This window comes from Pseudoduganella sp. RAF53_2, assembly GCF_052113985.1.
In the GTDB taxonomy this organism is placed as follows: domain Bacteria; phylum Pseudomonadota; class Gammaproteobacteria; order Burkholderiales; family Burkholderiaceae_D; genus Rugamonas.
The window spans coordinates 1-11,986 of sequence record NZ_JBFRDW010000108.1; the positions used below are offsets into that span (position 1 = coordinate 1).

Genomic DNA, 11,986 nt, shown 5'->3' on the forward strand with positions numbered 1-11,986 from the left:
ACGCGGTCGCACACGCCCTTGCAGCCGGAATTATTGTCGCGCCATAGGACCTCGAAGCCGGCATGGCGCAGCACGTCCAGCAAACCTTCCTGCGCGCGGGCCTTGTCTTCCGAATAATCTTCACGCGGCAAATCCGAGAACACGCAAGGCACGGACACCGCCGTCGCCGTGCCACAAGAGCTGACATTGGTGAAGTTGATCAGCCCCTGCTCCTTTTTCAGATTCGGATTCGTCTCCCGTTCATAGCCGTTCAGGGAGAAGTTCATGGCGCGCGCCGTCTCACCCACCACGATGATGGTCACGGCATGCTTGCCCTGTCCCGCAACGCCAGCGCCAGCGCCCGCAGCAGCCCACAGGCGGCCCTTGGTGGCGTCAGTGCCCAACGGCGCAACCACGGTCGGCACGGCGAAGCGCTGTTTCAGATAGCTGTTGGTGGCCTGGAAGACGTTGGTCGGCGTCAGCAGGAAGCGCATTTCGCGGTGTTCGCGCACTGCCGGCGCCAGCGTCTTAAACAGCAGCATCAGCAGACCGACCACGACCAGCGCCGACCCGGCAATCGTGCCGAGCTTGATCAGCAGATCGCGGCGCAGCGGCGGGAACTGCACCGGCAGCCGCCACACAATAATGGATGGCAGCACGCCCAGCAGCAGCACCGTCTCAACCATATTCCAGCTCAGCAGCTCAGTCGCCTCGCGCACATCGGTTTCAACGACGTTCTGCACCATGGACGCGTCGATCACCACGCCATACTTGCTCATGAAGTAACTGGCCGACGAAGTCACCAGGAACAGGAAGATCAGCACCGGCTTGATCAGCAGGCGGAAATTGACCAGCGTCAGGATCAGATTGAACACCAGGACCAGCACCAGACTGGCGCCCAGATAAAGCGGGAGGYTGCCGATTTTCGCGCCGCCGGTTGCGGCCACGAAGGTCTTCCAGAAACTGAAATTACACAGCAGGACAAGGAATACAGAAGCGCCGAAAGTCAGCAGCGGCGCATGAATACGAGGCAAAGATTTCAATTTCACAAAGACACTCCCGGCAACTTAGCCGAAAACGATAACCGGGAGCAAGTGAAATAACCGTGAAAACTGCGTTAAATTTTCGTTAAATCAGGGAATTGCAAGATGCAGCAAGTGCCGCCGCCGGATCTTTCAATGATCTCGATACTTGCACCTATATAGTGGCAGATGCGCTGAACCAGGCTCAGACCCAGTCCGGCGCCAGCCGAAGTCTCGCCATCCGCCACCGGTTCACCGCGCATGCGCGCCAGGGCGCTGGATGGCAGGCCGGGGCCAGTATCTTCCACAATGATACTGCGCGGCCCCAGATGCACATCGACCGAACCCGATTGGGTGTACTGGCAAGCATTGCGCACCAGGTTGCCCACCGCTGCCATCAGCAGCTCGCGCGGGCCTTGCACCTTGAAGTCTTCTCCGCCGCCGAAACACAGCGCCAGCGGACGGTTTGCCACCAGCCCCTGATAACGCGCCACTTCGGCGTGGGCGAGCGACGCGGCCGACAGTTCCGACCATTCCAGCACCTCGGGCGAACGGGCCAGGCGCAGCAGTACGGCAGTCACGTCGCTGGCCTCGCGGGCCGCACGATAGATCCGCTCGGACGGCGCATGCAAGGCCGGCTCATCATGCGTGCGCTCCATCAGCAATTCGGCGGCGCCACTGATCACGGTCAGCGGCGTACGCAGCTCGTGGCTCACGTCGCCGGTGAAGAAGCGTTCGCGATCCAGGAAACGGGTCAGCTCGGACGTGTGCCCGGCAAAGGCGCGCGCCAGCACGCCCAGTTCATCTTCCCGGTCCAGATGCGGCAGGTCGTCCTTGCGCTGCTCCACCGCCTCGGCCAGTTCCGTGATCGGCGTAACGATGCGATTGGCCACCCAGCGGCCCAGCGCCAGTGAACCGCCGATAACGGCAATCAGCGCGCCGCTGAACATGGCGTACACCACGATCTCAATGTTCTCGTATTCCGTGCTGTGATCGACTACAACGAAGTCGCCCAGTGAATCGCGGGCGGCCAGTACGTGCAGATAGACGCCGTCCACCTCCATCTTGTGCACACCCGGCGACAGGCCGCGCAGGGATACCGGAACGTCCTGCCCATGATGGAAGCTTACGCCGGACGGCATCTCGACCGGCAAATGCCCCGCATTGCGCGGCGATGCCCAGTCGGCGATGACCCGCAGGCGATCATCCACCAGGCGGTCTTCGATACCCTCCACTGCCAGTGCCGCAATGCCGGCGAAAATGACCGACACGCCCACCGCAAAGGCCACATAGGCCAGGATGATGCGCCGGCTGAGGGATTCAGCCCTCTTCATCGGCTGCCAGCAGCTTGTAGCCTATGCCGGGGATAGTGCGCAGCATGGCAAAGGAATGCGGCTTGTCCAGCGCCTGGCGCAGGGCGTGGATGTGAGTCCGCAGCGCGTCACTGTCGGGACGGTCCTCGCCCCACAGCTCCTGCTCCAGCACCTCGCGAGTGACGACTTTGGGCGACTCCTTCATCAGCAGGCGCAGGATGGTGAGGCCGGTACGGGTCAGCGTCAGCGGCCGCCCGGCGCGGCGCGCCTCGAAATTGGCCGTATCGTAGGCCAGCTCGCCCACAGTCAGCACGGGGCTGGTGGCCTGCACACCGCGCGAGCGGCGCACCAGGGCGCGCAGCCGCACCTCCAGCTCCACCATTGAGAAGGGCTTGACCATATAGTCGTCGGCGCCGCTTTCGAAGCCCGCGACCTTGTCTTGCAGGGTGTCGCGCGCGGTCAGCATCAGAACCGGCGTGGCCTTGCCCAGCTCACCGCGCAGCTTCTGACACAGCTCCACACCATTCAGGCCTGGCAGCATCACATCCAGAATGATGGCGTCGTAGTCGTGCTGCGCAGCCAGCGCCAGCCCGCCGTAGCCGTTGGCCGCGGAATCCAGCACGTAACCCTTATGCTCCAGGAAGCCGTACAGGTTCGCAACGATGTCAGGGTTGTCTTCGATGATGAGGATGCGCATGCGGGCATTATAATTCCCGGATGACTATCCCACACATCTCCCCCGTTCATGACGAATCGCTCGCGGCCCAGCTGGACCGCGCCATCAACAACAAGACCAAGCCGCTGGGCAGCCTGGGCGCGCTGGAAGCGCTGGCCAAGCAAATCGGCATGGTGCAGCAGACCACTGCGCCGGTACTGCATGATCCCGCCATTCTCGTCTTCGCCGGCGACCATGGCGTAGTCGCCGAGGGCGTGTCCGCCTACCCGCAGGACGTGACCTGGCAAATGGTCGAGAACTTCCTGGCCGGCGGCGCCGCCATCAACGTGTTCGCGCGCCAGAATGGTTGCCTGCTGAAAGTGGTGGACGCTGGTGTGAACCATACCTTCGGTCCACGCGACCACCTGCTGAACCGCAAAATCGCACCCGGCACCCGCAACTTCGCCAAAGAAAAGGCAATGACCGCCCAGCAGTGCATGGAAGCGATCGAGTGCGGCATGGAGCTGGTTGAAAACCTGCCTGGCAAAGTGCTCGGCTTTGGCGAAATGGGCATCGGCAACACGACCGCCGCGGCGGCCCTGATGCACAAGCTGACCGGTATTCCCGTCGCCGAATGCGTCGGCGCCGGCACCGGCCTTGATGCGGAAGGCGTGCTGCGCAAGCAGCGCGTGATCGAAGCAGCCGTACAGCTGCATGACGTCAACGGTGGCCTGCCGGTGCTCGCAGCCTTTGGCGGCTTCGAAATCGCCATGATGGTTGGCGCCATGCTGAAGGCGGCCGAGCGCCGCATGGTGCTGGTGATCGACGGCTTCATCGTCACCAGCGCCCTGCTGGTCGCCGCCCGCATCAAGCCCGAGGTGCTGGGCTACTGCGTGTTCTCGCACTGCTCGGACGAGACTGGCCACAAGCGCATGCTGGAACACCTGAATGCCCGTCCGCTGCTGAACCTGGGCCTGCGCCTGGGCGAAGGCACCGGCAGCGCGCTGGCCATGCCGCTGCTGCAGGCGGCCGTCAACTTCCTGAACCAGATGGCGACTTTCGAGTCGGCTCAGGTCAGCGAAAAGTCAGTCTGAGTTCATGCAGCAGGTTCRCCTCTTCTTCATCGCGCTGCAATTCTTCACGCGGCTGCCGATTCCGTCGTGGGTCGGCTTTGAGGCGGCCTGGCTGCATCACGCGTCGCGCTATTTCCCGTTGGTTGGCGCGGTCGTCGCCGCCATTGCGGCCGGCGTCTATGCAATGGCCGCACTAGTGCTTCCCGCGCCCGTGGCCGTGCTGCTCTCCACAGCAACCGGCATCTATGCCACCGGCGCCTTCCACGAGGATGGTTTCGCCGACATGTGCGATGGCTTCGGCGGCGGCCAAACGCGCGAGCGCGTGCTGGAAATCATGAAGGACTCGCGCATTGGCGCTTACGGTGCGATTGGCATCATCCTTCTGCTGGCGGTCAAATGCGCAGCCTTGTCTGCGTTGCCGCCCGTCGCTGTGCTGGCGGCGCTGGCGGTTGCCCATCCGGCATCCCGTCTGATGGCCACGGCCCTGATCTGGCGCATGGAATATGCCCGCGCTGAAGGCAAAGCCAAGCCGATGGCGCAGGAAATGCGCAGCGGCGAATTCGCCATTGCCGCCTGTACCGCCGCCGTGCCGCTGGCCGTGGTCGCGGCGGGCGGTTGGATCGCCCCCGCAGCGTTGGGCATCGGCTTGCTGGGCATGATACTGGCCGCACTTTGGCTGGCCCGCAAATGCGTGCAGCGCCTGGGCGGCTACACCGGCGATTGCCTGGGCGCTGTGCAGCAATTGAGCGAAGCCGTTTTCTATGTGTGCGTGCTGGCCGCCTCGGGCCACGGCGCATGGGCCTGATCCTTATTCGCCACCCCGCGCCGCAAGTCGCGCCGGGGCTTTGCTATGGCAGCAGCGACCTGCCGCCCGATCCTGCGGCGCTCGCGGCCTGCCATGCGTCCATCGGCGCTGCGTTGCCGCCCGACCTGCTGCGCGCGGCGCCGATCTGGACCAGTCCCCTGCGCCGCTGCACCGAACTGGCCGCCTTGCTGGCCGCCACGCCCGGCCGTCCCGCCGCGGCAATACCCGATGCCCGCCTCGCCGAACTGCATTTCGGCGCCTGGGAACTGCGCGCTTGGGACGACATTCCCCGCGCCGAAGTCGATGCCTGGGCCGCCGATCTGCTCCACTACCGCCCCGGCGGTGGCGAGTCCGTGCTGGACGCCGCCCGGCGCGTGCAATTCTTTTTACGAGAGCTGACAGGCCCTGCCATCGTGGTCTGCCACGCCGGCACCATCCGCCTGATGCAAGCGCTGCACAACGGTGCGCCACTGCACGCAGCGGCCCTGAAAGCGGCTGCGGCGCCCCACGCCATCCCCTACGGCAGCGTCATCGAGTTATAATTCGCAAGTTTTGGTGCCCGCGATCGAGGTCTCGATCGCAGTTAAACGGGAAACACGAAGCCATCGCCGATGGCCAACGTGTGCTGCCCCCGCAACGGTAAGCAAGTGCTGCTCCACAAGAGCGGCAGCTGTCTCCTCAGCCACTGTGCGCAAGCATGGGAAGGCCCGACAGTCAGACCTGCCAGCCCGGATACCGGCCAAATCAGGTGGAAGCGTCCGCGCTTCCGTGTGAATCTGGCCTACGGGGACGTGGGCTGGTAGCTCAAATACGAAAATTGTCATGACATCTCCCGTCACCCGGCAAGCGGCCCTCGCGTCGTTCGCCCTGGCTATTGCTGCGCCTAGCGTGCAAGCCCAAACCGTTGCCCTCGATTCGATCATCGTGACCGCCACCCGTACCCCGCGTGCCGCGCGCGACGTGGTCGCCGATACCTTGACCATCAGTTCCGAAGAAATCACCAGCGCCGGCGCCGGCTCCATCACGGAACTGCTGCAACGCCAGCGCGGCATCGAAGTCACCCGCAATGGCGGTCCGGGCACCAACTCCGGCGTACTGCTGCGCGGCGCCAACGGCAACCAGGTCGTCGTGCTGGTGGACGGCGTACGCATCGGCTCCGCCACCAGCGGCACGGCGGCATGGAACGCGATTCCGCTGGAAGCCATCGACCACATCGAAGTAGTCTATGGCCCGCTCAGCACCCTGTACGGTGCGGACGCCATCGGCGGCGTGATTCAGATCTTCACCAAGAAAGGCAAAGGCGCACCGGAAATCAGCGCTTCTGTCGGCGGCGGCACTTACGGCACGCGCGTTTATGAGGCAGCCGTTTCCGGCAGCAGTGGCCCGATCAGCTATGCCCTGAGCGCGGCCAAAGAGCGCTCGGACGGCTTCTCCGCCACCAAGCCGGCCAGCAGCTCCTTCAATCCAGACGACGACGGCTATCAACGCGAAGACGCCGCCGGTCAATTTGCATGGCAGCTGGCGCCAGGCCATGAACTGGGCCTCGTCTTCCTGCACAGCCGCACCGAGGCGCAATTCGACAGCGGCAAGACCAGCCGCGCCGACAGCGTACAGTCGCTGGACAATATCGCTATTTATTCGCGAAACGCGATTCTGCCAGCGTGGTCCATGCTGACTCAGGCTTCGCAGAGCCGCGACAAATCCGGCAGCTTCACGTCTACGGATAGCCAGATCAACACCAAGCAAACCACCTTCAGCTGGCAGAACGATTTCCGCCTCGGCGAAGACATGCTGCAACTGCTGGCGGAACACCGCAAGGAAGAAGTCGAAAGTAATGTCGCTGCCGTCGCCAAGGACCGTACCACCAACTCGGTTGCCGCCAGCTATCAGCTGAACCGCGGCCCGCACCTGCTCAGCATCGGCGCTCGCAACGACGACAGCTCGCAATACGGCAGCAAGGTCACCGGCTCGCTGGGCTACGGCTATCGCCTTTCAAGCGCACTGCGCCTGAACGCCAGTTACGGCACCAGCTTCCGGGCACCGACCTTCAATGAACTGTACTACCCAAGTTTCGGCCTGCCCACCAACCGTCCGGAACGCGGCCACAATGCCGATGTGGGGATGAACTTCGACAACGGCAGTACCGCCTTTACCGCGGCCTACTACCGCAACAAGCTGACCGACCTGCTGGTTAATTTCTCGCCGTGCCCACAACCGGGCTTCGCTTTCGGCTGCGCCTACAACGTCAACAAGGCCACACTGGAAGGTCTGACCATGTCGGCCCGCCAGCGCCTCGGCGCGTTCACTCTGACGGCCGATGCGGATATCCAGGACCCGAAAGACGATACGCTCAACAAGTCGCTGGTACGCCGCGCCAAACGCCACGGCAATATCGGCGTGGAATACGACGCCGGCAAGCTGCACACTGGCGCAGAATGGCAGCTGTCCGCTTCGCGCTTCGACGATGCCGCCAACAAGAACCGTCTTGGCGGCTATGGTCTGCTCAACCTGTTTGCCACCTGTCAGTTCACGCACGACTGGTCTGCGCTGCTGCGCGTGAATAACGTGGGCGACAAGCAGTATGAGCTGGCGCGCAATTACGCCACAGCCGGCCGCAGCGTGTTCGCCGCCCTGCGTTACGGCTTCCACTAAATCGGGTAAGCTGCCGCCATGCATCCATTCTCCGCCCAATTGCGAAACCGGGCCGGCCTGATAAGCGCCGGATTAGTCCTCCTTTCTCTGGCCAGTCTGCTGATCGCGGGCATGACTGGTTCGGTTTCGATTCCACTGGCAGACATGCCAGGCGCATTGCGCGAATTATTGGATGGCCATCCGGATTCTTTGGCGGCTAACTTGCTCGATCTGCGCATCAGCCGCGCGCTGGCGGCCTTCGTCACCGGCGCTTCCCTGTCTCTGGCGGGCATGATGATGCAGGCGCTGCTGCGCAATCCGCTGGCGGACCCTTATGTGCTGGGCGTGTCGTCCGGTGCATCGGTAGGTGCGCTGGCGGCGCTGTTGTTCATGTGCGCGGCATGGATAATTGACGCGGCGGCATTCGGCGGCGCGGTGGCCGTGTCGCTGATGCTGTATGTACTGGCACGGCGCGACCTGCGCGGCGGTACCGCGGCAGAAGGCGGCACGTCGTTGCTGCTGCTGACGGGCGTGATCCTGTCTTCGGCCTGCATTGCCCTTGTCACCTTGATGTTGTCGATCGCACCGGACAGCCGCCTGCGCAGCATGGTGTTCTGGCTGATCGGCGACCTGTCCGGAGCATCGGTACGCTGGCTGCCATGGATAGTGCTGGTATTCGCACTGGCTTACGCCCTGCGCAAGGCGCGCGCACTGAACGTGATGGCCCTGCATGCAGAAGCGGCAGCAACACTGGGCATCAACGTTGGCGTGCTGCGCAAAGGCCTGTTCTTCATTTCCGCCCTGCTGACCGCAAGCGCGGTGACCAGCGCAGGCAGCGTGGGCTTTGTCGGCCTGATCGTACCGCATGCCTGCCGCTTCGCCTTCGGACCGGACCACCGATTGCTGGTGCCATCCGCGACACTGGTCGGCGGCGCCTATCTGGTGCTGGCCGACACGCTGGCGCGCACCATCATTGCGCCCCAGCAGCTGCCGGTTGGCGTGGTCACGGCGCTGGTCGGCACGCCGGTCTTCCTGTACCAGCTGCACCGGCTGAGGAAATAAGATGATCGCAACTGAACAACTACGACTCACTATCGGCCGCCGCACGCTGGTCGACGCGCTGGATTGGCGCGTCGGCGACGGCGAATGCTGGAGCGTGATTGGCCGCAATGGCGCGGGCAAGAGCACCCTGCTGCGCACCCTCGCGGGCTTGCGCGAACCGGAAAGCGGACGTGTATTGGTCGAAGGCCGTGCACTGGCCGACTGGCCGCTGGCCGACCTGGCGCGTACCCGCGCCTTCCTGGCGCAGTCGCGCAACGACGCGTTTTCCTACTCAGTGATAGAAACGGTGCTGTCCGCGCGCCATCCTTATCACGGCAACCGCTATTGGGAAGACAGCGACGATCATCACGCAGCACTGGGCGCGCTGCAAGCGATGGAAGTCGCTGACCTGGCCGAGCGCGATGTGCGCACGCTGTCCGGCGGCGAGCGGCAACGCGTCGCCATCGCCGCTTTGCTGGCGCAGGACACTCCGTTGCTATTGCTGGACGAACCGGCCAATGCGCTCGACCTGGCGCATCAGGTCAGTGTGATGGCCCTGCTGGCAAAGCTGTGCCGCGAACAGAAAAAAACCGTTGTCATGGTCGGCCACGACCTGACCCTGGCGCACAGCGTGTCGACGCATGCGCTGCTGCTGATGGGCGATGGACGCTGGCTGGCCGGACCGGTGTCCGACGTCATGCAACCGCCCATCCTCAGCGAATACCTTCAACACCCGATCGACGTCGTGCGCCACGGAAGCCGCACGATCTTCATTCCCCTGGAGAGCAGCGCATGAACGACATCAATGAACGTCACCGCGAACGCATGGAGCGCAAGAAGGCCATAATCGACGCCAAAATCGCCGCGGCGGATAAGGACATCGGTGTCCTGATCGTCAACACCGGCAATGGCAAAGGCAAGAGCTCCAGCGGCTTCGGCATGGCGATGCGCGCCATGGGGCACGGCATGAAGGTCGGCGTGGTGCAGTTCATCAAAGGCGCCATGTCCACCGGCGAGGAGATCTTCCTGCGCCGCTTCCCGGACGAGTGCAGCTTTCACGCCATGGGCGAGGGCTATACCTGGGAAACGCAGAACCGCGAACGCGATATCGAGAAAGCGCAGGCAGCCTGGGAACAGGCGCGCGTTTTCCTGCGCGATCCTGCCTACGGCATGGTGATCCTTGATGAGCTGAACATCGCGCTGAAGTACAAATATCTGGACGTTGATATGGTGATCGCCGACCTGCTCGATCGCCCGCCAATRCAGCACGCAGTGGTCACCGGACGCGCAGCGCCGCCGGAGCTGATCGAAGTTGCGGACACGGTCACCGAAATGAACGTCGTGAAGCACGCCTTCAAAGCCGGCATCGCTGCGCAACCCGGAACGGAGTGGTGATGGCAAAGGCTGTACTGATCGCCGCTGCTGCATCCGGTCAGGGTAAAACTACCGTGACCGCCGCGCTGGCGCGCAAACTGCGCCGCGACGGCAAGCGTGTACGCGTGTTCAAGTGCGGCCCGGATTTCATCGATCCAATGATTCTCGCGCGCGCCAGCGGCGCACCAGTGCAGACGCTCGATTTATGGATGGTCGGGCGCGATGCGTGCCAGCGACTGCTGGCGGACGCAGCCCGCGACGCCGACGCCATCCTCATCGAAGGTGTCATGGGGCTTTACGACGGCACGCCGTCCGCGGCCGATCTGGCCAACGAATTCGGATTGCCCGTGCTGGCGGTGATCGATGCAGGCGCGATGGCGCAAACCGCCGGCGCGCTGGTTCAGGGTCTGCGCGACTACGGGCCAGTGCGCATGGCAGGTGTGATCGCGAATCGCGTTGCCAGCGCTGGACATGCGGCCATGGTGGCTTCCTCGCTGCGCGATATTCCCTTGCTTGGAAGTTTGCCGAAGCAGGCGCAGTCGCTTCCGGAGCGTCACCTGGGCCTTGTGCTGCCTGACGAGCAACCGGAAATCGACGGTCTGCTCGACTCGCTGGCCGATCAGCTGAATTTTGATGCCGCGGCGTGGGATGCGCTTCCCGCCGTCAAATTGCTGCCACCGCAGGCAGCAGCGCCTGTCCCTGCACTGCTTGCAGGCCGCACCATCGCCGTCGCGCGGGATGCAGCCTTCGCCTTCATCTACCCCGCCAATATCGAGACGCTTTCAGCACTTGGCGCGCAAATCGTCTGGTTCTCGCCGCTCGCCGACGAGCCGGTCCCCGCGTCAGCCGATGCAATCTATCTGCCCGGTGGCTATCCTGAACTATATGGGCAACAGCTGGCGCAAGCGGCCAGCTGGCAGGCATCGATCCGCATCGCGCACGAGCAAGGCAAACCAATCGTCGCAGAGTGCGGCGGCATGATGGCTGTGGCGGAGTCCATCGCCGACAAGGACGGCTACACCTGGTCAATGGCCCGCTTGTTGCCTGGCCGCGTCGTCATGCAAGGTCGCCTCGCCGGCCTGGGTCCGCAAGCGTTGCCGACTGAAGCCGGTCCGCTGCGCGGCCACACCTTCCACTACTCGCGCCTTGAAGACGGCCCGACGCCCATTGCGCACACGATCAAGCATCGCACGGAGGCGCAAGGCGAAGCAGTGTATTGCCACGGCTCGTTACACGCGTCGTACTTCCATGCCTACTTCGCTTCGAATCCTGAAGCGACGGCATCCTTATTCTCGCGGAGCGGCACATGAAACGCTCACTGATCCTTGGTGGCGCACGTTCAGGCAAAAGCGGCTACGCCGAACGGCTGGCGACAGAATCGAACAAGGAAGTCATCTACATCGCGACCGCGACCGCAGGCGACAAGGAAATGGCAGAGCGCATCGCTCACCACCGCCGCCAGCGTCCGGCACAGTGGACGACTGTCGAAGAAGGTCTTGCGTTGGCCGACGTCTTGCGCCAATGGCGTGCGCCGCATCGCGTGGTGCTGGTGGATTGCCTCACGCTGTGGCTCACCAATTTGCTCTTCAGCGATGGCACGGCATATCCAGACCTCGGCATGATTGAACTGCCGCAGCGCTTCCACACAGAGCGTGCGGCGCTGCTCGACGAGATAGCACGGGCCGGCGCGGGCCCGGTGATTTTTGTGTCCAATGAAGTGGGCATGGGCATAGTGCCTTACGGTGCTGTGTCGCGCGCCTTCACCGACGAAGCAGGGCGCCTCAACCAGGCCGTTGCCGCCGCCTGCGACCACGTGGCCTTCGTCGCCGCCGGCCTACCGCTCACGTTGAAAGGAACGCCATGCTGACAGGCCTCGACTGGACTCAGACCGTGCTGCTGATGCTGTGCGGCGTCCTGCTCGACCTCCTGCTCGGCGAACCACGCCGCTTCCATCCGCTGGTCGGTTTCGGCAAACTCGCTGCCGCCCTCGAACGCCGGCTGAACCGCAACCGCCCCGCCCCCGTCGATGCCGCGCTTGCCGCGCCTGCCACGCCTGCCGCGGTTGCGCCGAGCGCCGAGCGCGCGACCAGCGA

General features: G+C 63.8%; 13 protein-coding genes and 1 riboswitch. Of the genes, 10 read left to right on the forward strand and 3 right to left on the reverse strand.

All coding sequences use genetic code 11. The annotated features are described in order from the left end of the window. The 3 genes from AB4Z11_RS08880 to AB4Z11_RS08890 all read right to left on the reverse strand — a co-directional run. Positions 1–1,028: phosphoethanolamine transferase (locus AB4Z11_RS08880; RefSeq protein WP_442024519.1), on the reverse strand; the 1,028-nt coding region annotated here is incomplete at its 3' end. A gap of 68 nt (positions 1,029–1,096) precedes the next feature. Further along, positions 1,097–2,335 carry a sensor histidine kinase gene (locus AB4Z11_RS08885; protein WP_442024521.1) on the reverse strand — a complete coding sequence of 413 codons (1,239 nt, stop codon included), beginning with the start codon at positions 2,333–2,335 and terminating at the stop codon, positions 1,097–1,099. Continuing rightward, positions 2,322–3,011: a response regulator transcription factor gene (locus AB4Z11_RS08890; RefSeq protein WP_442024523.1), complete on the reverse strand. Its 690-nt coding sequence runs from the start codon at positions 3,009–3,011 to the stop codon at positions 2,322–2,324. Before AB4Z11_RS08890 ends, AB4Z11_RS08885 begins: the two co-directional genes overlap by 14 nt. 20 nt (positions 3,012–3,031) lie before the next feature. On the opposite strand from AB4Z11_RS08890, the gene cobT reads away from it, so the two are divergent. From cobT to AB4Z11_RS08940, 10 genes are all read left to right on the forward strand, one after another. Beyond that, positions 3,032–4,063, forward strand: a complete 1,032-nt coding sequence (gene cobT / locus AB4Z11_RS08895; protein ID WP_442024525.1) for a nicotinate-nucleotide--dimethylbenzimidazole phosphoribosyltransferase — start codon at positions 3,032–3,034, stop codon at positions 4,061–4,063. Between the two features lie 4 nt (positions 4,064–4,067). Then, positions 4,068–4,847, forward strand: a complete 780-nt coding sequence (locus tag AB4Z11_RS08900) for an adenosylcobinamide-GDP ribazoletransferase (RefSeq protein ID WP_442024527.1) — start codon at positions 4,068–4,070, stop codon at positions 4,845–4,847. Next, positions 4,838–5,389 carry a histidine phosphatase family protein gene (locus tag AB4Z11_RS08905; RefSeq protein ID WP_442024529.1) on the forward strand — a complete coding sequence of 184 codons (552 nt, stop codon included), beginning with the start codon at positions 4,838–4,840 and terminating at the stop codon, positions 5,387–5,389. Before AB4Z11_RS08900 ends, AB4Z11_RS08905 begins: the two co-directional genes overlap by 10 nt. Beyond that, positions 5,384–5,605: riboswitch (cobalamin riboswitch) on the forward strand. (Overlaps the previous gene by 6 nt.) 64 nt (positions 5,606–5,669) lie before the next feature. Next, the gene (locus AB4Z11_RS08910) at positions 5,670–7,499 is read left to right on the forward strand and encodes a TonB-dependent receptor domain-containing protein (RefSeq protein ID WP_442024531.1); all 1,830 of its coding nucleotides are present in this window, start codon (positions 5,670–5,672) and stop codon (positions 7,497–7,499) included. 18 nt (positions 7,500–7,517) lie between these two features. After that, complete coding sequence (locus AB4Z11_RS08915; RefSeq protein WP_442024533.1) at positions 7,518–8,540, forward strand: FecCD family ABC transporter permease; 1,023 nt, start codon at positions 7,518–7,520, stop codon at positions 8,538–8,540. 1 nt (position 8,541) lies between these two features. After that, complete coding sequence (locus tag AB4Z11_RS08920; RefSeq protein ID WP_442024535.1) at positions 8,542–9,315, forward strand: ABC transporter ATP-binding protein; 774 nt, start codon at positions 8,542–8,544, stop codon at positions 9,313–9,315. Next, the gene (gene cobO / locus AB4Z11_RS08925) at positions 9,312–9,914 is read left to right on the forward strand and encodes a cob(I)yrinic acid a,c-diamide adenosyltransferase (RefSeq protein ID WP_442024537.1); all 603 of its coding nucleotides are present in this window, start codon (positions 9,312–9,314) and stop codon (positions 9,912–9,914) included. The genes AB4Z11_RS08920 and cobO overlap by 4 nt, the downstream gene beginning before the upstream one ends. Further along, on the forward strand, positions 9,914–11,203 hold the full coding sequence (locus tag AB4Z11_RS08930) for a cobyrinate a,c-diamide synthase (protein ID WP_442024539.1): 1,290 nt from the start codon (positions 9,914–9,916) through the stop codon (positions 11,201–11,203). Before cobO ends, AB4Z11_RS08930 begins: the two co-directional genes overlap by 1 nt. Then, entirely contained in the window at positions 11,200–11,760 is a 561-nt protein-coding gene (gene cobU, locus AB4Z11_RS08935) for a bifunctional adenosylcobinamide kinase/adenosylcobinamide-phosphate guanylyltransferase (protein ID WP_442024541.1), read from the forward strand. The genes AB4Z11_RS08930 and cobU overlap by 4 nt, the downstream gene beginning before the upstream one ends. Further along, positions 11,754–11,986 (forward strand): cobalamin biosynthesis protein (locus AB4Z11_RS08940; protein ID WP_442024543.1); only part of this gene is annotated, 233 nt, incomplete at its 3' end. The genes cobU and AB4Z11_RS08940, both read left to right, overlap by 7 nt.